The 21,927-nt window shown below is 72.4% G+C and carries 16 protein-coding genes; 6 read left to right on the forward strand and 10 right to left on the reverse strand.

Annotation, left to right across the window (positions count from 1 at the left end; translation table 11 throughout):
• Nucleotides 1–96: 96 nt before the first annotated feature.
• The 3 genes from ACESM1_RS07570 to ACESM1_RS07580 all read right to left on the reverse strand — a co-directional run bounded on the left by ACESM1_RS07570 (nt 97) and on the right by ACESM1_RS07580 (nt 3,481).
• The gene (locus ACESM1_RS07570; protein WP_372619093.1) at nt 97–1,044 is read right to left on the reverse strand and encodes a succinylglutamate desuccinylase/aspartoacylase family protein; all 948 of its coding nucleotides are present in this window, start codon (nt 1,042–1,044) and stop codon (nt 97–99) included.
• A gap of 230 nt (nt 1,045–1,274) precedes the next feature.
• Nucleotides 1,275–2,060 (reverse strand): DsbA family protein, encoded by a 786-nt coding sequence (locus tag ACESM1_RS07575; RefSeq protein WP_372619094.1) that lies wholly within the window; start codon nt 2,058–2,060, stop codon nt 1,275–1,277.
• Between the two features lie 11 nt (nt 2,061–2,071).
• Nucleotides 2,072–3,481: a M48 family metalloprotease gene (locus tag ACESM1_RS07580; RefSeq protein ID WP_372619095.1), complete on the reverse strand. Its 1,410-nt coding sequence runs from the start codon at nt 3,479–3,481 to the stop codon at nt 2,072–2,074.
• Between the two features lie 100 nt (nt 3,482–3,581).
• On the opposite strand from ACESM1_RS07580, the gene ACESM1_RS07585 reads away from it, so the two are divergent.
• Together ACESM1_RS07585 and ACESM1_RS07590 are read left to right on the forward strand one after the other, a co-directional pair.
• Nucleotides 3,582–4,913 carry a gamma-glutamyltransferase gene (locus tag ACESM1_RS07585; RefSeq protein ID WP_372619096.1) on the forward strand — a complete coding sequence of 444 codons (1,332 nt, stop codon included), beginning with the start codon at nt 3,582–3,584 and terminating at the stop codon, nt 4,911–4,913.
• Nucleotides 4,914–4,929: 16 nt separating this feature from the next.
• The gene (locus tag ACESM1_RS07590) at nt 4,930–6,099 is read left to right on the forward strand and encodes a pyridoxal phosphate-dependent aminotransferase (RefSeq protein ID WP_372619097.1); all 1,170 of its coding nucleotides are present in this window, start codon (nt 4,930–4,932) and stop codon (nt 6,097–6,099) included.
• Between the two features lie 27 nt (nt 6,100–6,126).
• Here the strand turns inward: ACESM1_RS07590 and ACESM1_RS07595 are convergent, their stop codons facing one another.
• Nucleotides 6,127–6,879 carry a lipase family protein gene (locus tag ACESM1_RS07595; protein ID WP_372619098.1) on the reverse strand — a complete coding sequence of 251 codons (753 nt, stop codon included), beginning with the start codon at nt 6,877–6,879 and terminating at the stop codon, nt 6,127–6,129.
• A 427-nt stretch (nt 6,880–7,306) separates the two neighbouring features.
• Here ACESM1_RS07595 and ACESM1_RS07600 point away from each other — a divergent pair, with 427 nt between their 5' ends.
• Nucleotides 7,307–9,625 (forward strand): Ig-like domain-containing protein, encoded by a 2,319-nt coding sequence (locus ACESM1_RS07600; RefSeq protein ID WP_372619099.1) that lies wholly within the window; start codon nt 7,307–7,309, stop codon nt 9,623–9,625.
• A 42-nt stretch (nt 9,626–9,667) separates the two neighbouring features.
• Here the strand turns inward: ACESM1_RS07600 and ACESM1_RS07605 are convergent, their stop codons facing one another.
• The 3 genes from ACESM1_RS07605 to ACESM1_RS07615 all read right to left on the reverse strand — a co-directional run bounded on the left by ACESM1_RS07605 (nt 9,668) and on the right by ACESM1_RS07615 (nt 12,789).
• Nucleotides 9,668–10,576 (reverse strand): 4-(cytidine 5'-diphospho)-2-C-methyl-D-erythritol kinase, encoded by a 909-nt coding sequence (locus ACESM1_RS07605; protein WP_372619100.1) that lies wholly within the window; start codon nt 10,574–10,576, stop codon nt 9,668–9,670.
• Between the two features lie 48 nt (nt 10,577–10,624).
• Nucleotides 10,625–12,337: a tetratricopeptide repeat protein gene (locus ACESM1_RS07610; RefSeq protein ID WP_372619101.1), complete on the reverse strand. Its 1,713-nt coding sequence runs from the start codon at nt 12,335–12,337 to the stop codon at nt 10,625–10,627.
• Between the two features lie 128 nt (nt 12,338–12,465).
• Nucleotides 12,466–12,789, reverse strand: coding sequence for a hypothetical protein (locus tag ACESM1_RS07615; RefSeq protein ID WP_372619102.1), 324 nt, complete (start codon nt 12,787–12,789; stop codon nt 12,466–12,468).
• Between the two features lie 149 nt (nt 12,790–12,938).
• Between ACESM1_RS07615 and ACESM1_RS07620 the strand changes: the two genes are divergently transcribed.
• Entirely contained in the window at nt 12,939–13,586 is a 648-nt protein-coding gene (locus ACESM1_RS07620) for a Tat pathway signal protein (RefSeq protein WP_372619103.1), read from the forward strand.
• A gap of 42 nt (nt 13,587–13,628) precedes the next feature.
• Here the strand turns inward: ACESM1_RS07620 and ACESM1_RS07625 are convergent, their stop codons facing one another.
• On the reverse strand, nt 13,629–14,237 hold the full coding sequence (locus tag ACESM1_RS07625) for a glutathione S-transferase family protein (protein ID WP_372619104.1): 609 nt from the start codon (nt 14,235–14,237) through the stop codon (nt 13,629–13,631).
• Nucleotides 14,238–14,331: 94 nt separating this feature from the next.
• Complete coding sequence (locus ACESM1_RS07630) at nt 14,332–14,802, reverse strand: GlcG/HbpS family heme-binding protein (RefSeq protein WP_372619105.1); 471 nt, start codon at nt 14,800–14,802, stop codon at nt 14,332–14,334.
• Between the two features lie 84 nt (nt 14,803–14,886).
• On the opposite strand from ACESM1_RS07630, the gene ACESM1_RS07635 reads away from it, so the two are divergent.
• Together ACESM1_RS07635 and ACESM1_RS07640 are read left to right on the forward strand one after the other, a co-directional pair.
• Complete coding sequence (locus ACESM1_RS07635; protein WP_372619106.1) at nt 14,887–16,521, forward strand: gamma-glutamyltransferase family protein; 1,635 nt, start codon at nt 14,887–14,889, stop codon at nt 16,519–16,521.
• Nucleotides 16,522–16,703: 182 nt separating this feature from the next.
• On the forward strand, nt 16,704–18,911 hold the full coding sequence (locus ACESM1_RS07640) for a response regulator (RefSeq protein ID WP_372619107.1): 2,208 nt from the start codon (nt 16,704–16,706) through the stop codon (nt 18,909–18,911).
• A 55-nt stretch (nt 18,912–18,966) separates the two neighbouring features.
• Here ACESM1_RS07640 and ACESM1_RS07645 read toward each other — a convergent pair whose 3' ends face one another.
• Nucleotides 18,967–21,777: an efflux RND transporter permease subunit gene (locus ACESM1_RS07645; protein WP_372619108.1), complete on the reverse strand. Its 2,811-nt coding sequence runs from the start codon at nt 21,775–21,777 to the stop codon at nt 18,967–18,969.
• Between the last annotated feature and the right edge of the window lie 150 nt (nt 21,778–21,927).

Consider the following 21,927-nt stretch of genomic DNA (forward strand, 5'->3'; position numbering starts at 1 on the left):
GGCCGAATGGCCGCCGCCGCCAGTGCGGCGAAGCCGAGCCGCGGAGCGGCGCTGGCGTTTGAAGGCCGAAATGCACCAGCATTTCGGCACGCCGCTCTAGTCCTCGAACCTGGCCAGCCGCACGGCGGTGTGGCCGCGCATCGCGCGGGGGCTCGGCATCACCAGCAGGCACTCGTCATGCGGGGTGCGCAGCTCCTGTTCGCCGTCGAGCGCGATCAGCGTGTTGCGCCGGGGCACCACCTCGCCGCCGCGGAAGCCACGCAGGAAGGCGAAGTCGGTGCTCTGCGCCGTCACCGTGCGCGTCACCCGCGCGATGCGCCCCGGCGGCAGCTTCGTGTCGGGAGGCAGGCTCGCGCCGTCCTGCGCCATGCCGAGGCGGCGCAGCACGCGGGCGGCGGTCTGCTCCATCTGCACCAGCGTCTCCGGCTGCCAGTGGGATCCGGCCTCGACCAGCAGGGCGGTGGCGCCATCCTGGAAATGCGCATGGTCGATCAGCCGCATGCCCGCCGCATGGCCTTCGTCGCAGACCACCACCGGCGGCGTGCCGACCGCGCGCGCCAGCTCGCGCGCCGCCCGGCCGGGGCCGGCGATGAACAGCGGGTCGGAGGGCCACAGCATCGAATGCAGGTCGAGCAGCACATCGGCCTGCCGCACCAGCGGCAGCAGCGCGCGCGCGCGGTCGAGCTCGGCGGAGCGGCGATGCCCGGCCAGCAGATGGTCGGCCCAGAGCCGGTTCAGGTCCTCGTCGAGGAAGCGGCTTGCCGTCGGGTCGGCGGGGTCGAAGCGGTCGAAGGCGGCGAGGTTGGCGAAGCAGAGCGAGAGCGTGCCGCGTCGGGGCCGGACAGCATCGCGCAGCCAGCGCGTCAGCAGCAGCGCGCCGGCGATCTCGTTGCCGTGCACCAGCGCGGTGATCAGCAGGTGCGGCCCGGCCTCTGCCGCCGCGAAGCTCCACACGCCCTCGATCCCGGTATTGCCCGCGCGCCAGGGCGCGAGATCGGGCAATGGCAGCCGTATCTCCAGGCGCGGCGGGATCGGCAGCGGCATGGCTGTCGCGCGGTGGTCCATGTTTCAGGCCACAGGCGCCGCAAGGCGCCGGGGGACGCGGCATGCCCGCAGCGGCCGCTGCGCGCGCATCTCCCCGACCTGTCTCCTTGCCCCCGATCCCATGACCACTCCCGTGCGCATGGCAGTCTATACGCAGGCGCCGAGGTGGCAAACCGGGCGGGCCGAGCGGGGCGCGGGGTGGGTTCAGCGCGCGGCGCGCGCCCCTGGGTTCAGCGCGCGGCGCGCGCCTGGGCCACCAGCCGCTCCAGCGCCGGCAGGTCCACCGCGCCGGGCACCAGGGTGGGGCTGCCGGCACCCGCCGCGCCGGCGATCACCAGCGCCGGCGTGCCCTCGACGCCGAGCGCCTGGGCGAGGCGGATATTCGCCTCGATGCGGCGGGCGATCGCGGGATCCTCCATGTCGCGGCGCAGCCTGGCCCAGTCGAGGCCGGCACGTTCCGCCTGCTGGCGCAGCACCGCCTCGGTCGGCTCCACGCGCAGCGTCAGCAGCGCATCCTGGAATTGCGGGTAGCGCCCCTGGCGCTGGGCGGCGAGCAGCGCGCGGGAGGCGACCACGCTCGTCGGGCCGAGGATCGGCAGGTCCTTCATCACCACGCGCACATTCGCATCGCGCCGCAGCAGCGCCTCCATCGCGGGGTGCATCTGCTTGCAATAGCCGCAGCGGGCATCGAAGAACTCCACGATCACCACATCGCCCTGCGGGTTGCCGCGCGCCGGGTCGGCGGGGTCGCGGAACAGCGCCTCGGCATGGCGCGAGAGGGCGGTGCGCTGCGCATCCGCGCGGGCGGTCCGCTCCGCGGCCTCGAGGCCGGTCAGCGCGTCGCGCAGGATCGAGGGGTCCTCGCGCAGGGCGCGGCGCAGGATCTCGACGACCTCGGCACGCTGTGCCTCGGTGAGGCCCTGCGCGGCGGCGGGGGCGGCGAGCGGCAGCGCGAGCGCAAGTGGCGCGAGGTACATGGCCGCGCGGAGCGCGAGGCACCTGGTCAGGCTCTGCAAGGCGATTCTCCTCACCGGCGGGAGCGCACGGGCTGGTTCTCCGGCGCGGCGGCATTGGCGATGTCCTGCGCGCGCAGGCGCAGCGGGCCGGCGGGCAGCACGGCCTCGGCGCGCTGCGCCAGCGTGCGGGCGGTGCGGGGATCGCCGCGGATCAGCGCTTCCTCCGCCAGGGCGAGGTCGGCGAGCGGCAGCTCGCCGAGCCGGCCGCGGGCGATCGCCATCTGGCGCCAGGCGAAGGCGCTCTCCCGCTCGGTGCGCAGCGCCGCCTCCAGCTCCGTCACGGCCTGGCGCAGCTGGGCGGGCTGGCCGAGCTCGATCAGCACGCGGGCATGGCTGAGGCGGATCAGCCCTTCCTGCGGCGCCAGCCGGGCGGCGGCGGCATAGGGGGCCAGCGCCTCGGTCGGGCGGTGGCCCTCGAACAGGATCTGGCCCTTCATCTCCAGCAGCCAGGGGTTCGACGGGTCCTCGCGCAGCAGCGTCTCCAGGATGGCCAGCGCATCGGCGATCCGGCCGGAGCGGAACTGCGCGATCGCGCGGGCATAGCGGGCGGGGGCGGAGCTGTCGCTCTCCGGATAGCGGCGCCAAGTGGTGGCCGGCGCCTCGATGAAGCCGTCGAGCTTGGCGCGCACCATGGCGAAGTCCTGCTCCAGCCGGGCGGGCAGGGGGGCGTCGGCGTGGCGGGCGCGGCTCATCTGCTCGCGGACGAATTCCAGCCGGTCACGCGAAAGCGGATGGGTGCGGAAATACGGGTCCTGCCGGCCGACGGCGAGAAGTTCCTGGTCCAGCAGCCGTTCCAGCAACCGCTCCATGCCCCGCGGCGACCAGCCGAGCCGGTCGAGATAGGTCAGCGCCGCCTGGTCGGCCGCCTGTTCCTGGCCGCGGGTGAAGGCGAAGAACTGGCCCATCGCCAGCGCCTGGCCGCCCAGCATGCCGGCGGCCATCGCGCCGGAATCGCCGGAGGCCGCCGCCGCCGCGCCGGCCAGCAGCATGGTGGCGAGCGAGCGCAGCATGGCGTTGCGCATCTCGTCCGGCAGGCGGGCCAGGTGGCCGCCGGCGATATGGCCGGTCTCATGCGCCAGCACGCCGGCCACCTCGCCGGCGGAGCGCGCCTGCTGGATCAGCCCGGTGTGGAGGAACATGCGGTTGCCCGTGCTGACGAAGGCGTTTATGGCCCGGTTCTGGATCAGCGTGATGCGCACCAGCGCCGGATCGAGTCCGGCGGTGCGGAACAGGGGATGGGACAGGCGACGGATGAGGTTCTCCGTCTCCGCGTCCCGGATGGTGACGATACGCTGGGGTGAAACCTGCGCCGCGGCGGGGGTCGGCCAGCCCGGCAGCGCGGCGCCGAGCATGGCGAGGGCGAGCAGCATGGAGAGCAGCGCGGTGGGGGAGGGCCAGCGGCAGGCCGTTGGGCGGCGCATGATCTCCACCCTAGGCAATTCCGGCGGCCGGGCGAACCCCGGATACGGTGGCGTGACCCTACGTTGCAGAGGCACTGGCCGTAGCAAGGCAGCCCCGGCCTTGGCCCTGGCGCTGCTGGCGCTGCCCGGCTGCGGCACGCTGGGCGCCGTCGGCTCGGCCATCGGCAGCGCGGCCGGGGGCGGGCCGACGGTCGAGGCGGGGCAGGAAGGCTTCGTCCGCGGCTTCCTCGGCCATGTCGCGGCGGAGGAGCCGCGTGCGGCGCTGGTCGCCCGCAACGTGCTCTCGGCCGGCGGGACGGCGGCGGATGCGGCGGTCGCAGCCGGTTTCACCATGGCGGTCACGCTGCCCTCCCGCGCCGGGCTCGGCGGTGGCGGCGCCTGCCTGCTGTTCCATCCGCGCCGCAACGAGGCGGAGGCGGTGGTGTTCCCCCCCGGCGCACGGGAAGCGGTGCCGGCCGGGGCCGACCGGCCGGCGGCGGTGCCGATGCTGGCGCGCGGCCTGTTCGCGCTGCATGCCCGCGCCGGGCGACGCCCCTTCGAGGAATTGCTGGTGCCTGCCGAGCAGGCGGCGCGGCTCGGCACCGAGGTCAGCCGCGCCTTCGCCGCCGACCTGGCGGCGGTCTCGGGCCCCCTGTTCGCCGACCCCTGGGCGGCGGCGGCCTTCGCGGGGCCGGGCGGGCGGCCGCCGGCGGTGGGCGAGCGCATTGTGCAGACCGATCTCAGCGCGACGCTCGCCATCCTGCGCACGGCCGGCGTGGGTGACCTGCACCAGGGCGGCCTGGCACGGCGGCTGGAGGAGACCTCCGTGCCGGCCGGCGGTGGGCTGACGGCCGGCGAGTTGCGTGCCTCGGTGCCGCAGGTGCTCGCACCGCTGCAGGTCCGGGTGGGCAACGATACCGCCTCCTTCCTGCCGGCCTCGGTGCCCGGTGGGCAGGAAACCGCGGCGGCATTCCAGGCGGCGATGGCCGGGGGGGCGGCACCGGTGCCGCAGGCGGCGGCGCTGCCCGCCTCGACCGCGCTCGTCGTGCTGGACCGGGACGGGATGGCGGTGTCCTGCGCCTTCACGATGAACAACCTGTTCGGCACCGGCCGGGTGGCGCCGGGCACCGGCGTGCTGCTGGCCGCCGCGCCGGGTCTCGGCGAGGTGCGGCCGCCGCTCTATGCCGCGGGCATCGCCCACAATGACAGCCTGCGCGCCTTCCGCGCGGCGGCGGCGGGGAGCGGCCAGGCGGCCGCGCCGGCGGCGGCGGCGGCGGCGCTTGCGGCGATGCTGCGCGGGCAGGCGGCGAGCGCGGCGCTGGCGGGCGTGCCCGAGCCGGGCCGCGCGGTGGCGGTTGGCTGCACGCGCTACCTGCCTGGGCAACCGGAAGGCTGCACGGCGGCGGCCGATCCGCGCGGGGGCGGGCTGGCGGTCGGTGCCATGGATCGGTGAGCGGCGGGGCACGCCCATGGCGCTGAAGGTCGGCCGCGGGGCGGAGGCGCCGCCCTTCCTGGTGATGGATGTGATCGCCGCCGCGAATGCGCGTGCGGCGAGCCTGCCGCCCGGCGCGCCCGGTATCCTGCGCATGGAGGTCGGCCAGCCCGGCACCGGCGCGCCGCGGGGCGCGGCGGAGGCGGCCATCCGGGCGCTGCAGGTGGGCGCGCCGATGGGCTACACGGAAGCCTTCGGCCTCGCATCGCTGCGCGCCCGCATCGCGCGGCATTACGCGGACAAGTATCGCGTGGCGGTGCCGGCCGCGCGCATCGCGGTAACGGTCGGGGCCTCCGGGGCCTTCCCCCTCGCCTTCCTCGCCGCCTTCGACGTCGGCGACCGGGTGGCGATGGCGGCCCCCTTCTACCCGCCCTATGCGAACATCCTGGCGGCGCTCGGCATGGTGCCGCAGCTGCTGCCCTGCGATGCCTCCACGCGATTCCAGCCGACGCTGGCGATGCTGGAGAAGCTGGATCCCCTGCCGGCCGGGCTGATCGTGGCGAGCCCCTGCAACCCCGCCGGCACCATGCTGCCGCCCGAGGAACTTTCCGCGATCGCGCGCTGGTGCCATGCCAAGGGCGTGCGGCTGGTCTCCGACGAGATCTATCACGGCCTTTCCTATGGCGCGGTGGCGGAGAGCACCGCGGCCGCGTTCAGCGACAGCGCCATCGTGGTGAACAGCTTCAGCAAGTATTTCAGCATGACCGGCTGGCGGATCGGCTGGCTGGTGCTGCCGGAGGATCTGGTGCGCCCGGTGGAGTGCCTGGCGCAGAACCTGTTCATCAGCGCGCCGCATGTGGCGCAGGTCGCCGCCGAGGCCGCCTTCGACTGCATCGAGGAGCTGGAGGCGAACAAGGCACGGTATGCGCGGTCCCGCGCCGCGCTGCTGGCCGGGCTGCCGGGCGCGGGGTTCGACAGCATCGCGCAGGCGGATGGCGCCTTCTATCTCTGGTGCGATGTCGGGCACCTGACGAATGACAGCCTGGATTTCTGCGCGCGCATGCTGGAAGGCGCCGGCATCGCCGCCTCCGCCGGCGTGGATTTCGACCGCGAGCGTGGCGCGCGCTTCCTCCGCTTCAGCTATTGCGGGCCGGAAGAGGCGATGGCGCAGGCGCCGGCACGGCTGAAGGCCTGGCTCGGCCGCTGAGCGGCGGCCGGCCGGGGCTGTCGCCGGTCAGCTGTTCACCGTGGCCTCGGCGATCGTGAAGGGCTGGCGCGATCCGGTCCTGGCGAACTGCCCTTGCGGCATCAGCTCGGCGATGGTGTCGCCCATCAGGTGCGCCTTGGCGACGTTGCGCGGGCTCATCAGCGTCACCGTATGGCCGATGCGCTCACCGGCCAGCTCCGACACGTTCACCGGGTCGTTGGCGATTCGGAAGTTCACGATCTTCGGCCGCTGCCTGACGAAGGCGGCCCGGACCCCGTCCACGCCGGTGACGGCCGGTGCCGAGAAGGTGACCGCCGGCAGCCCGGAGAAGGCAGCTGCCATCTGCGCCAAGCCACCGCCCAGCGAATGGCCGGTGATGCACAAGGGCCGGCCCCTGGCCATGGTGCGCGCCAGGGTCGCGAAGGAGAGCGCGTTGTTCTTCTGCGACAGGAACAGCGTCTTGGCCCGCGCATTCGCCATGTTCGCGGCGACGTAGCCGATCGGGGAAATCGCCCCGAGCACCTTCAGCCCGGCCTCGACCCTGCTGCCGCCGAATCCGAGATCGGCCTGCCAGTCCACCGCGCCCTCGGTGAGCTCGGAGCCGGCGAAGCTGAGGATGAACTCGGCGCCTTTCTCGGCCTGGCGGACGTAGAGCGCGGCATGGAAGCCGCAGGCATCCTCGCGACGGAGCAGGTGTCGCGCGAAGCCGCCCACCTCGGGCTGATTGTCGAAGTACACGGCATTCGCCAGCACGGCGAAGCCGAGCGTCGTCAGATTCATGGTCGGTTCCCATCCAGGATGCTCCGATCATGCGACGCACGAAGAATTCAACCAAGACGCGGAAATGTCCAATAAACTTGCGCGCCTGAGACGAAGCAACTGATTTGGCTTCCGCGTCGGCCGATTTCCCGGCCAGCGCCACCAGCCGGCAGCCGCCGCGGCTGCGCGCCTCCATAGGGGATGCGGGTTCTTGCCCCATCAGCGGGTTACGCACGCCTTCTCGTGTCTCACTCGCGAAACACGCGAAGTCTTTGCGCGACGCACACGAAACACAGGTTTCAAAGACGAAACAGATCTGAAATGTAGCGGATATGTAAGGAATCAGTAGTTCCACATCGGAACGTTTCGACACATCCTTCCGTTCCGACCGTCGCTGTTACAACGCGCGATGCGCGGGGGCGCCGGCGGCAAGAGCGGGAGACCGGACATGACGTGTGTGCGCAGCATCAAGTTCACCATTCCCGGCAACGGCAGCGCGCCGGACGTCGAGGTCTATGTCGAGGAGCAGAACGGCTCCCTCGTGTTCACCGTCACGGTGTTGTCCACACCGACGCTCACGGCGGACCTCCGGGGCCTGTTCTTCAACGTCGCCGATGACAGCCAGCTGACGGGCCTGACGGTCAGTGAGGGCGACAAGGTGACCGACTTCGACACCCACGACGTCATCGACCTCGGCAACGGCGCCAACATGCGTGGCAAGGCCAAGCCCTTCGATGCCGGGCTGGAGTTCGGCACGCAGGGCATCGGCAAGGACGACATCCAGACCGCCACCTTCACGCTGACCAATGCGGACGGTGACCTCACCCTCGACGACATCGCGCAGATGGAGTTCGGCGCAAGGCTGACCAGCATCGGCGCACCGGACGGCCCGCGTGAGGGGTCCGCGAAGCTGACCGTGATCGCGCCGGCGGCGCCGGATGCCGTGGACGACAGCTACCCCGACCTCTTCGAGGACGGCGCCTCCGGCCTCGGCGATCCCTCCAAGACGCCACAGGGCATCCTGCTGCATGTGCTGGCCAACGACACCGACGCCGATGGCGACACGCTGACCATCACCGGGTTCGATGGCGGCCCGCTGCACGGCACGGTGCAGATCGTGGACGGCGACGACGCCGACCTCGATCCCGGCGATGCCATCCTCTACACGCCCGACCTCGACTATGCGGGCGACGACAGCTTCATCTACTGCATCACCGACAACAACGGCGGCACCGACTTCGCCGAGGTGACGCTGACCATGGCCGCCGTGGCGGACGTGCCGCTGCTGAGCTACGAGGTGATTGCCGGCGCCGCCGTGAACGAGATCATCGTGCGCGTCACCGCGACGCAGAACGACGCCGACAGCTCGGAATTCATCGACCGCATCCTGCTGAGCGTGGATGGCGGCCTGCCGGCCGGCACCATCGTGCCGGGCGCCTTCAACCCGGGCACCGAGCCGGACCAGATCGTGCAGGACTTCCTGATCACCGTACCGCTCGACCAGGACACGAGCTACACGCTCGACATCACCGCCTGGTCGAAGGAGACCTCGAACGGCGACGAGGAGAGCAACACGGTCAGCCTCGACATCGTCTACGAGTACAACAGCAATAGCTTCGATCCGACGTTCCTCGCCACTGACCAGAGCATCTGGCAGGCCGGCGATCAGTATGTGCTGGAGGACAACAGGTTCATCGGTGTGGACGTGGATCCGGCCGCCGTATCGGGCAGCGGCTTCATCACCTACGAGTTCGATGCGGCGCTGAAGGCGGGTTTCCAGTCCAACTTCCGCTTCGAGGGCGGCGAGATCGACGCCAACCTGCCCTACGACATCACCATCGACACCAACTACAACAAGACCACCGACATGCTGGTGATCGGCTCCAGCGCGGCGCTGACGGGCGGTGGATTCACGACGGAAGGGCCGGAAGGCAGCTACGTACTCGACTTCATCTTCAACTACTACCTGCGCGCCAAGGCGGGCCTCGATCTGCCGAGCCCCGCGGATGACTGGTTCCCGATCGACATCACGCTCGGCAGCAACAACACAGCCAACATCCTCGACGTCACCAGCGACGAGATAGCCCTGGAATTCGACCTGCCGATACCCGGCCTGACTGCGAGCATCGCCTGGCCACAGCTCGACACGACGAGCGACAACACGAACGTCTACGAGGCGTCGGGTGCGAGCAACAACTTCTTCCAGCTCAACCTCGACGTGGACCAGTTCGCTTTCGGGCTCTTCGGCCTTCCGAGCCTGTTCGAGTTGAACTTCAGCATCCTGGGCGGCGCCGTCTATGCCAACCTCGACCTGATCGACCTGGACCTCTTTGGCGGGCTGAACTTCCTTCAGGCCTTCGACATGGCGGTGCAGGGCCTGCCTGGCACGCTGCACTTCGAGGACGGCACGTCGCAGAATTTCATCTTCGGCAACGACGTGACGGTGCTCGACGCCAGCGATGTGGACGCTGCGGGCAACAACGACGGCGACGTGGACTTCACCCTCACGCTCGACCCCGACGTGTCCCTCACCAACAACACGGACCTCGGCTTCAATGTCGGCTACCTCTTCACGATCCTGAAGCTCGTGGCCGGCTACGATCTCAGTCTTGACCTCGGCTTGTTCGACGTGGATCTCGGCTCGGACGAGGTGACGATCGGTCCGCTGTTCCAGGCCGGCGGCACCTTGCCGCTGGGGTCGGCCGACATCTACGACGCGACCTTCGCGCTGAACTTCGGCTCGCAGGATCTCGTTTTCGCCGCCTGAACGGGGCTCCGCCAGGGTCGCCGTCGCTGGGGCCCTGGCGGATCATCGAACTGCCGAGCCGAACCGCCGCTGCCGATTTTCACCTCGGCCGCGTGTGGTCCTGAGAGCCGGCGCACCCCCCCAGCGCCACCAGGCGGCCGGCAGGGCGCCGGCCGCCAATTCCGCCGCCGCCTCCGTCGGGAAGATCCCGAAGCAGGTGGCGCCGGAACCGCTCATCCGTGCCAGCAGGCAGCCCGGCTGCGCGCCGATCGCCGCCAGCACCTCTGCCGCCGGCGGACACAGTGCAATCGCCGCCGCCTGCAGGTCGTTGCCAAGCGGCCGGAGCCAGGCTGCGAGCGCCGCCGCGTCGGGCAGCCGCGCAGGCATCTCCGCCGGCGCCGAGAAGGCGCCGCTGCGGGCGCGAAACACCGCCGGTGTCGGCAGCGCGATGCGGGGGTTGGCCAGCAGCAACCCGAAGCTTGGCAGGACGGGCGGGGCTGACAGCACGTCGCCGATGCCCTGCATGCGGACCGGCCGGCTCTCGACGCAGACGGGCACGTCGGCGCCGAGACCGGCGGCGATCGTCCGCAGCCCCGCCGCGCCGAGGCGCGTGCCCCACAGCGCATCGAGCGTGCGGAGCGCCGCCGCCGCATCGGCCGAGCCGCCGCCGATGCCCGAGGCGACCGGCAGGTGTTTTTGCAGCGTCAGCGCCGCGCCGTCCCGGGTGCCGGTGGCGGCCGCGAGGGCGCGGGCCGCGCGCAGCACCAAATTGTCGGCCTCGCCGGCCAGCGCGGCCGCTTCAGGGCCGTTCACCGTGAGAGTCAGCCGCCCATGCGCCGTCGCGGCGATGCGGTCATGCGCCCCCGCGAAGACCGCCAGGCTGTCGAGCGTGTGGTAGCCGTCGTCGCGCCGGCCGGTGACGCGCAGGTACAGATTGACCTTGGCCGGAGCGTCTTCGCGGTGGGGTTCCAAGGGCCTCAGGCCCTTGGCGGGGTTGCAGGGGCGGCGCCCCTGCGTCCTTCAGTCATTCCGCTGTGCCGTCGCCGCCGGCGGCGTTGCCAGCCCTTCGCGCAGCTTCGCCTCGATCTTCGGGATGTCGCCCGCCTCGGGTTCCAGCCGCAATGCGCGCCGCCACTGGAACTCCGCTTCCCGCTGCCGCCCGGCGACCCAGTACGCGTCGCCCAGATGGTCGTTGATCACGCTGTTGCGGGGCTCCAGCTCCACCGCGCGTTCCAGCCAGCGCACCGCGCCCGGGACGTCGCCGAGCTTGAACAGCGCCCAGCCGAGGCTGTCCACGATGTTGCCGTCGTTGGGGCGGAGTTCCACCGCACGCTCCAGCATGCGGCGCGCCTCGGGGAGGTTCTTGCCCATCTCGACCCAGGTGTAGGCGAGATAGTTCATGACATAGGGCTGCTCGGGCGCGAGCTCGAGCGCCTTCTGGAAATCCGCCTCGGCGCGCGGCCAGTTGCCGGAGCGCTCATTGGCGATGGCGCGGGCGTAGAGCAGCGGCCAGTCGTCGGAGCCCAGCGCGCCGGAGCGCGAAACGGCGGTGTCGTAGGCGGCGGCGGCCTCGGCGAAGCGGCTGCGCTGGCGCAGCATGTCGCCGAGCCGGGCGAAGGGCTGCGGCGCGGCCGGCAGCTCGGCGCCGAGCCGGCGATAGGCGGCTTCCGCCTCGTCCACCCGGTTCATGCGGTCGAGCAGCGTCGCGCGGCGCAGGGCCGCCACGCGGGCCAGCGGATCGCCGGAGGGAACCTTGTCGAGCACGGCGAGCGCGGCTTCCTGGTGGCTCTCATCGATATAGTGCTCGGCGACCAGCAGCAGGACCGGGGTGAAATCCGGGCGCAGCCGCAGCGCCAGGCGGGCGAGCAGCAGCGCCGAATCGCCGCCGCCCTGGCCACGCAGCGCGGCGGCGAGGGCGAGTTCCGCCTCCGCCATGCCTTCCACGGCGGAGGCGACGCCGCGCGCGGCGAGCAGGGCGCGGCGGTCCGCCTCGGTCGCCACGGCCAGGGCGAGGTCGCCGGCGCCGCGGCTCATCCCGTCCAGCAGCCGCTCCGCCTCCTCCGCATGGCCGTTGCGGGTGAGGATGCCGCCGGCGAGTTGCAGCAGGCGGAGCGAGGCGTCCGGCGATTCCGCCAGCGCCATGCGGGCGTAGCGTTCGGCCTCCGCGCCGCGGCCGGCGAGGTCGAGGATCAGCGCCAAGTGCAGCGCATGGATGCTGCGCAGCCGGCCGCCCTCGGCCAGTGGCCGCAGCAGGGCGACCGCTTGGTCGGTCTGGCCCTTGGCGTGCAGGGTCCAGCCCAGCATCAGCGGCCCGAGCAGGGCCGAGGGGCCCTGGCGCGGCAGCGTGCGGATGCGCTGCTCGGCGCGATCCCAGCGGCCGGCCTGCGCCTCGGCGCCGACCAGCAGCAGCGCGGCGGCTTGGTTGTCCGGCAGGCGGCGGGCGAGGCGCAGCGCCTCCGGCCGGCCGTCCAGCAAGGCGGCGACGAAGGTGCGGGCGATCAGCTCCGGCTGTTCGGGGTCGTGGCGCAGCGCCTCCAGCAGGCGATCGGCGGCCACGACGGTGTCGGATTGCGACTGGGCGAAGCGGCCGGAGAGATAGGTGCCGAACAAGCCGGGACGGTCCGCTGCGGCGGTCGGCGCGCCGGACGGGGCGGGCGAACCCGCCGCGCCGCAGGCCGAGAGCAGGGCCGCGGCGAGCAGCAGCGCACGGCGGGGGGGGACGAGTGCGTACATGGGTTGGAAGCCTAGCAGCCTGACCCGCTGGCGCGCCACCGCGCTGTCGCCGCGCTGCAGCATGCCACCCGCCGTTGATGCGCCTGCGCCACGCGGTTGCGATCCATCCGGCTCGGCCCTGGGCGAGGTCAGCGCGGGAAGGGGCCGCCGGCGGGCGGTTGGCCTGCCGGCAGCAGGCCCTCGGCCCAGTCCGCCATGCGCAGCGCGGCGGTGGTGGGGGCGTCCGGCCGCACCAGTGGCTGGCCGCGCAGGCCGGCGGCGGCGGCATCGGCGAAGCCGAGCAGCCGGGAGACCGCGTCCGCCAGCACCGGCCGCGGCTCCGGCGCCTGGCGCGCGATCTCCGCCATGGCGGCGGCGAGCGCCGCCTGGGTGACCATCAGCTCTGCGCGGAGTTCCACCACCGCAGCCGACAGCCGCCGCAACTCGCCCGCTTCTTCCGCCCGATCGCTCATATCACGTCCCTGTGATTTCCGGGACAGAGTGACGATCGGAATCGCAACGGACAATCGCGTTGCATGACATTAAGGCGCTTTCACTCGCTCTCCAGGAATTGACTGGTAGGCTCCGCCCGCAACGTTGCAGATTCGGAGGAGATTCCCGCATGCGTCGCCACTTGCTTGTCGCCCTGGCCCTGCTGGCCGGGCTCCTAGGAGGATTCGTCCCGGCGGCGGCGCAGGCGCAGAACCGCTTCTGGCTGGTCAACGAGACCGGGCGGGTGATCGAGCGCGCCTACGTTTCCTCCTCCCGCGTCTCGAACTGGGGGCCGGACATCCTGGGCACCGGCGTGTTGCCGTCCGGGCGGCGGGTGTGGGTGACGCCGAACTTCGGGGATTGCGTCCTCGATGTGCGCGTCACCTACCAGGGCGGCGGCGACGAGGAGCGGCGGCAGGTGAATGCCTGCGGCATCTCGCAGATCGTCTTCGGGCGCGGCGGCGCGGGCGCCGGGGCGCGGGTCGGCGGTGGTGCGGGGGCGGTGGTCTCGCCCGGCGTGGCGGGCAATCCGTCCTTCTGGCTGGCCAACCAGACCGGCCTGACGATCCGCGAGGTCTATGTCTCGCTGGCGACGCAGAGCACCTGGGGCAATGACCGGCTGGGGGCGAATGTGCTGCAGCCCGGGCAGCGGCTGCAGGTCAGCCTGCCGGCCGGTGTCACCTGCCTGGTGGATGTCCGTGTCGTCTACATGGATGGCCGCGCCGCGGAGCGGCGGCAGTTGAACACCTGCAGCATCTCGCAGTTGAACTGGCGCTGAGGCCAGGCCGGGCGGCGTGCCACACGCCGCCCGGCAGGCTGCTCAGCCTTCCCGCAGCTTCCGCGCCTTCAGCGCCGCCGGGCGGTCGAAGCAGGCATCGAGCCAGGCCTTCACCTTCGGCAAGCGGCCATAGTCGAAGCCGTTGAGCCAGGAGCCGTAGAGCACGCCGGCCAGGTTGCAGTCCGCCACGGTGAAGTCGCGGCCGAGCAGCCAGGGGCCGTTCGCGGCCAGATGGCCTTCCAGCACCGCGAGCCGCGCTGCGGCCTCGGCGGCGCCGGCCTTCGCCAGTGCGGGATCGCGCTGCTCGGCAGGGCGGATATAGGTGTTGTAGGCCCATTGCATGATCGCGGGCTCCACCTCGGTGGCGGCCCAGAGCGTCCATTGCAGCACGCGGGAGGCATCGTCGCCCGACGGCATCAAGGGCGCCCCGGCCTTGGCGGCGATGTGCAGGTTGATCGCCAGGCTCTCGAACAGCGTCAGCGCACCGTCCTGCATGGCCGGGATCTTGCCGTTCGGGTTCACCGCGGCGAGCTCCGCCTTCATCTGCGGCCCGAAGGCGACGGGGACGTGCTCATAGGGCAGCCCCGCTTCCTCCGCCGCCCAGATGCAGCGGAAGGCGCGGCTTTTCGCGGTGCCATGGATGCGCAGCATGGATGTCTCCGTCTCCCCCCTTGGGCTCCCCTTGGGGTGGAGCCACGGAGACACCGTTTCGCCTGCCCGCACAAGACCATGCGGGCGGGCGGGATCAGGCCGGTGCGTCGCCGGTGTCGGCCAGCAGCCCGGCGGCGCGGATGCCGGCGACCGCGCAGGTCTCGTCCTTGTCCGAAAGATCGCCGGAGACGCCGACCGCGCCCAGCACTGCGCCCGCCCCGTCCTTCACCAGCACCCCGCCCGGGACCGGCACGGCGCGGCCGCCGGTGAGGTCGGAGAGGGCGTTCATGAAGGGACCCATGGACTGGGCGCGCCGCGCCAGCTCCCGCGCGCCGAAGCCCATTGCAAGGCAGCCATTGGCCTTGCCCCAGGCGATATCCACCCGCGCCAGGCTGGCCCCGTCCTCGCGCAGCGCTGCCTTGAGCTGGCCGGCGGCGTCCAGCACCACCACGGTGAGCGGCGCCAGGCCCATCTCGCGGCCCTTGGAAAGCGTGGCATCGACGATCGTGCGGGCGGCGGCGAGGGTGACGCCGTGCTGGAAGCCGGCGGGGGCGGCGTGCGGCATGGGGGATCTCCTGGGGTGATGCGGTCCCCTCTGCCCGGCCGTCGCCCGCCCGTCTAGGTTCGCCGGCCCATGGAGACGCCGCGCATGCCTCGCCCCGCCCGCCGACTGCCGACCCCGCGCGCCATGATCGTCGCGCCGCAGCCCGAGGCGGTGGAAGCCGGCGCGGCGGTGCTGGCGGCTGGCGGCTCGGCCGTGGATGCGCTGCTCGCCTGCGCCTTCACCCAGGGCGTGGTGGACCCGATGATGTGCGGCCTGGCGGGCCTCGGCGTGCTGCAGCTGCACGATCCGCAGAGCGGCGAGACGGTGGTGCTCGATGCGCTGTCCACCTGTCCCGCCGCCGCGACGCCGACGATGTGGGCCGATCGCTACCTCGGCGAATGCACGGATGGCTATGGCTACCGGCTGGAGGGCGCGCTCAACGAGATCGGGCATGGTGCCGTCACCACGCCGGGCATCCTGCGCCTGCTCGACCTGGCGCATCGCCGCTGGGGCCGGAGGCCCTGGAGGGGCCTGTTCGACACCGCGATCGGCTTCGCGGAGCAGGGCTGGATCGTGCGGCCGCATGTCCACGCCATGTTCACCGCCAACGAGGCCGCTTATGGCCGCGTCTCCTTCGCCGAGAAGCTGGGCTTCACCGCCGATGGCCGCGCGCTGTACCTGCGCGAGGATGGCACGCCGAAGCGGCCGGGCGACCTGGTGCGCAACCCGGACCTCGCCGCGAGCCTGCGCGATGTGGCCGCGGGGGGCGCGGCGGCCTTCCACGAGGGCGACATTGCCGCGCGCATCGCGGCCGACATGGCGGCGCATGGCGGCCTGCTGACCCGCGCCGACCTGGCGGGCTTCCGCGTGGCGGAGGGCGCACCGATGCGCATCCCCTTCCGCGGCCTCACCGTGGCACTCCCCGCCCCGCCCTCGGGCGGCATCGTGGTGGCGGAGGCGCTGCGCATCCTCGGCCATTTCGACCTCGCCGCGATGGGCCACAACAGCCCCACCTACATCCACACTGTCAGCGAGGCGATGCGCGTGGCGCTGGCCGACCGGGAGGCGCATATCGGCGACCCGGCCTTCCATCCGCCGCCGCTCGAGCGCCTGCTGTCAGATGCCTATGCCGGGGAGGTCGCGGCGCGCATCCGCCGCGGCGAACGCGCGCGGCCGATGGCCGCGGCCGGCGAGCCGCGCGACACCACCACCATCTCCGTGGTGGACGCCGACGGCATGGTGGCGACGCTGACCCATACGCTCGGCGTGCCCTCCGGCGTGATCCCGCCGGGGACCGGCTTCATGCTGAACGGCGCGATGAACTGGTACGATCCGCGGCCGGGCCGTCCGGGCTCGATCGCGCCGGGCAAGAAGCGCTTTTCCTCGATGGCGCCCTGCATCGTGTTCGACGGCACGAAACCGGTTGCGACGCTCGGCGCGCCGGGCGGGGCGTGGATCGGCGTGGCGCTGATCCAGGTGCTGCTGAACCTTCTGGAGTTCGGCATGGGCATGCAGGAGGCGGTGCTGGCGCCGCGCTTCTCCGCCACCACGCCGGCCATCGACATTGCCAACCGCATTCCGCATGCGGTGCAGCGGGAGCTGGAGCGGATGGGCCACCAGGTGAAGCGGGCCTTCCACTCCTACCCCTTCGCCGCGCCGCACGGCATCGCGCTGTGGGAGGGCGTGCCGGAGGGCGGCGCCGATCCGCAGCGCGACGGGATGGCGATGGGCGTGGCCTGACGTCAGCCGCTTGGGGCGGATGGCTGTGCGGTTGTGCATGATCCGCGGCTACCACCGTCGCGCGATTGTCAGCACAGGCACCATTCCTCAAACGGCGAAGGGAGCCAAGATTGCTCACGGCAAAGGGAGCGCGGCTGGGCTTGCAGGGGATTTCGACGAGTGAAGGTCAAACGTCGCACGACATGAACTTCAAGCAGCGATTCTGGAACGTCTCCGCGCCGCGGCTGCACGCCGTGCTGATCGCCGTCTCCGTGTTGGTGCCCGCCGCGCTGTTCGCCTTCGCCGCCATGCAGAATCGCGCGGACGTGCTGCGCGAGGGCGAGGATACCGTGGTGCGCACGGCCGCCATCCTGCACGAACACGCCCGCAAGGTGTTCGAGACGCAGGAACTGGCGCTCGCCCGGCTGCACGACCGGTTGCGCGGCCTCTCCTGGGAGCAGATCGCGGCGCCGGAAACCAGCGCCTTCCTCGCGGAGCTGCAGGCGCCGCTGGAGCAGGCGGTGTCCATGTGGGTGGCGGATCGCAATGGCGTGGTGCGCGCCGGCAGTCGGCCCTGGGACCCCGGGATGCGGATCGATGGCCGCGAGTTCTTCCGCGTGCATGCCGAGGGCGATCCCGGCCCGCACGTCTCGGCCGCCTTCCGCGGGCGCGCCACGGGGGTGGCGAGCTTCGCCCTCAGCCGGCCGCTGACCACGCCGGACGGCGCTTTCGACGGCACCATCCACATCGCGTTGAGCCCCGAATATTTCAGCCGCTTCTTCGCCGAGGCGGCACCGCCGATGGCGCATGCCGCGGCACTGCTCCGCAGCGACGGTGCGGTGCTGGCGCGGGAGCCCGCGGGTGGCCCGGACCGGCTGGGTCCCGACAGCCCGCTGCTGCGTGCCATCGCAGTGCAGCCGTCCGGTGGCGTCTACAGCGCCGTCTCCACCATCGACGGCGCGGCGCGGATCTATGCCTATCGCAAGGTGGGCGACTACCCGCTCTACGTCGGCTTCGGCGTGCAGAGGGCCGCCGTGCTCGGCCGCTGGTACGCGAATCTGCGGCTCTACGGCGGGGTCGCCGCGGCGGCCGCCGGGCTTCTGCTGCTGGTCTCCTGGCTGGCGATGCGCCGCGCGCTGGCCGAGCGTGCCGCCACCGTGCGGCTGCGCCATGCGCTCGACGACCTGAAGCGCGAGACCGCGGGGCGCGAGGCGGCCGAGATCCGCGTGCGGCAGGCGCAGCGGATGGAGGCGCTGGGCCAGCTCGCCGGCGGCATCGCGCACGACGTCAACAACGTGCTGCAGGCGGCGGCCAGCGGTGCGCGGCTGATCGGCCGGCGCCCGGACGATGCCGAGCAGGTGCGCCGGCTCGCTGCCATGGTGCTTGAGGCGACCGAGCGCGGCGCCTCGGTGGCACGGCGGCTGCTGGCCTTCGCCCGCCAGGGCGAGTTGCGCGCGGCGGACGTGGATGCTGCGGCGATGCTCGATGACCTGAAGGCGGTGCTGGGCCACACGCTCGGCGCGTCCGTGGAGGTGCGGACGGCGATCGCCGGCTCGCTGCCGCCGCTGCGCGCCGACAAGGGCCAGCTGGAGACCGTGCTGCTCAACCTTGCCACCAATGCGCGGGATGCGATGGCCGGCCGCGACGGCGGCGTGCTGACCCTGGCGGCCGCCGAGGATCGTGTCGCTCCGGGCATGGCCCATCCGGCTGGGCTGGCGCCCGGCGCCTATCTGCGGCTGGCCGTCGCCGATACCGGGGCGGGGATGGATGCCGCGACGCTGGCGCGCGCGACCGAGCCGTTCTTCACCACCAAGCCGCCGGGCCGTGGCACCGGGCTCGGACTCGCCATGGCGAAGGGCTTTGCCGAGCAGTCGGGCGGCGGCCTGGCGATCGACAGCGAGGAGGGGCGCGGCACCACCGTGACGCTGTGGCTGCCGCGCGGTGCGGGCGCGGCGGCGGGCGTCGTGGCAGGTGGCGCCCAGGCGGCGCCGGCGCGAGTGGATGGCGCCCCGCGCGTGCTGCTGGTGGATGACGAGGCGCTGGTGCGGGAGACGCTCGGCGCGGAACTGACCGAGCGTGGCTGGCAGGTGCTGGAGGTGGCGGACGGTGCCGCCGCGCTGCATGCCCTGGACATCGGCGCGCTGCAGCCCGACCTGCTGGTCACCGACCTGTCCATGCCGGGGATGAGCGGGCTGGCGCTGATCCGCGAGATGCGGCGGCGCCGTCCGGGCCTGCCCACCGTGCTGCTCACCGGCCTGATGGGGGACGGCGCCGCCGCGCAGGCGGCGCTGGCCGAGGTGGTGCGTGACGGCCCCTTCGCCCTGCTGCGCAAGCCGCTCGACGCACGCGAACTCGTCGCGCGCGCCGAGGCGCTGCTGCATGCGGCGGGGGAGGCGGCCGCCTCCCGCTGAACCGGGCCAGCGCAGATCGCCGCGGGGCGGCATCGCCCGAAGGCGTCAATCGGCTCTACGCCGCGTGGTGCTCGGCGGCGCGCGGCGCGGGCAGCGGCACCGTCGCGGGCGACCCGCCGCGCTGCCGGCCGAGCGCGAGCGCATTGAGCGCCGGCACCACCAGCAGCGTCGCCAGCGTCGCCACCGCCAGGCCGCCGATCATCGCCACCGCCATCGGCCCCCAGAAGACCGAGAGCGTCAGCGGCACGAAGGCGAAGATGGCGGCCAACGCTGTCAGCACCACCGGCCGTGCGCGGCGCACCGTGCTCTCGATGATCGCCTCGCGCAGCTCCATCCCCGCCTCGGTGTCCTGGCGCACCTGGTCCACCAGGATCAGCGTGTTGCGCATCACCATCCCCGCCAGCGCGATCACGCCGAGCAGCGCGACGAAGCCGAAGGGCATGTCCATCAGCAGCAGCGCCGCCGCGGCGCCCGGGATGCCCAGCGGCGCGGTCGCCACCACCAGCGCGGTGCGGCCGAAATGGCGCAGCTGCACCATCAGGATCAGCAGCATCACCGCGATCATCGCCGGGAACAGCGCGAAGAGGCTGGCATTGGCCTTGGCCGATTCCTCCGCCGCGCCGCCGGCCTCGATGCGCATGCCGACCGGCAGGTCCGCAGCCAGCGCTTCCATGCGCGGCAGGGCGGCGGCGGTGACATCGGGCGCCTGCAGGCCGGGCGCGATCTCGGCGCGCACGGTCAGGAAGGGCTCGCGGTTGCGGCGCCAGAGGATCGGCTCCTCCATCGTCGGCTCCAGCCGCGCGAGCTGCGCCAGCGGCACCGCGCCGGAAGGGGTGACGATGGTCAGGTCGCCCAGCGCATCGAGCGCGCCGCGCTCCGCCGCCGGTGCGCGCAGCACCACATCCACCAGCCGCTCGCCCTCGCGGATGCGCGTGGCGGTGGTGCCGGAGAGCAGCGAGCCCATGGATTGCGCCACCGCCTGCGGCGAGAGGCCGAGCTGCGCAATGCGCTCCTCGTCGAGCACCAGGCGCATGGCGGGCGCGCGCTCGCCCCAGGCGAGTTGCACGTCGCGCGTGCCGGGCACCTGGCGCAGCTCCGCCATCACTTGGTCGGCGGCTTGGCGCAGCTGGTCGGGGCTGCCGCCCATCACGCGGAATTGCACGGGGAAGCCGACCGGCGGGCCGAAATCCAGGCGCGAGACGCGGATGCGCGCCTCCGGCACGGCGCCCGATGCGGCGAAGGCGACCAGCTTCTCCCGCAGCCTTTCGCGTGCGGGCACGTCGCGGGACTGGATCACCAGCTTGCCGAAGGCCTCGTTCGGCAGGTCCGGGTTGAGGGCGAGGAAGAAGCGCGGCGCGCCGGCGCCGACATAGGCGGTGTGGGTGGTCGCGTCCGCGTCATCGGCGATCTCGGCCGCGATGCGCTCGACCGCGGCGCGCGTGGCCTCGAAGCCGGCGCCGGCGCGCAGGTTCACATCCACCAGCAATTCGAGCCGCGCGGAGGTGGGGAAGAACTGCTTCTTCGTCATCGCCATGCCGGCGAAGCCCGCGCCGAGCACGGCCAGGGTCGCCAGCAGCACGATGGCGCGATGGTCGGTGCACCAGGCCACCAGCCGGCGCAGCGCGCGGTAGCCCCGGCCGTCGTAAAGGTGTTCGTGATGCGTCACCCGCTTCGGCGTCGGCAGCAGCTTCACGCCGAGCCAGGGGGTGAACCACACCGCCACCAGCCAGGAGGCGATCAGCGCCGCGCCGACCACCCAGAAGATGCCGCCCGCATACTCGCCGGAGGTGGAGTTGGCGAAGCCCACCGGGATGAAGCCCGCCACCGTCACCAGCGTGCCGGACAGCATCGGCCCCGCGGTGCTGCCCCAGGCGAAGGCGGCGGCGCGCGCGCGGTCCCAGCCTTCCTCCAGCTTCACCGCCATCGCCTCGATGGCGATAATGGCGTCGTCCACCAGCAGGCCGAGGGCGAGGATCAGGGCGCCGAGGGAGATCCGCTCCAGCTCCATCCCCCACCACAGCATGAAGATGAACACGGCCGAGAGCGTCAACGGCACCGACAGCGCCACGATCAGCCCGGCGCGCAGCCCGAGCGAGGCGAGCGAAACCAGCAGCACCACGCCCAGCGCAGCGGCGAATTTGGTGAGGAACTCGCTGACACTTGCCGCGACGATGCGCGGCTGGTCGGAGATCGCCTCCAGCTCCAGCCCGAGCGGCAGGTCGCGCCGGATGGCGGCCAGCTCGGCCTCCAGGCTCTCACCCAGCGCCAGCACGTCGAAGCCGCGCTGCTTGGCGACCGAGACCAGCACGGCGGGGCGGCCTTCGTGGAACACCGCCGCGGAGGGCGGATCGGCCGGCCCGCGGCTGACCTCGGCGATGGCGCCGAGGCGCAGCGTGCCGCCATCGGGGGCTGCGATCGGCACCGCGCGCACGGCCGCGACGCCATCCAGCGCGTTCTCCAGCCGCAGATGCACGCGCGTCGTGCCGGTCTCCACCACGCCGACGGGCTGGATCGCGTTGTGCCGCGCCAACGCCTCGATGATTGCCGAAGCCTGGATGCCGAGCGTGGCGAGGCGGGCGTGGCTGACCTCGACATGGATCCGCTGCTCGATCTCGCCCTGGATCGCGACCTTCTCGATGCCGGGGACGCGCAGCAGGCGAAGCCGGATCTGCTCGGCCTGGCGGACCAGCTCGGCATTGTCGGCGCCGGTCAGCGCGAGGACGGCGGAATAGACGTCGGAATACTCGTCGTTGAAGAAGGGGCCGCGCACCCCGGCGGGCAGGTTCGGCACGATGTCGCCGACCTTCTTGCGTACCTGGTACCAGAGGTTCTGCACCTCCCGCGGCGGCGTGGTGTCGCGCAGCACGACGGTGGTGGTGGCGATGCCCGGGCGGACGAAGGTCTCGACGCGATCCCAGATGCGGCAGGTCCTGCAGCCGGCTCTCGATGCGGTCGGCGACCTGCGCCTGCATCTCCTCTGCCGTCGCGCCCGGCCAGGCGGCGCTGACCACCATGA

This window comes from Falsiroseomonas sp. (assembly GCF_041690465.1).
Classification (GTDB): Bacteria; Pseudomonadota; Alphaproteobacteria; order Acetobacterales; family Acetobacteraceae; genus Falsiroseomonas.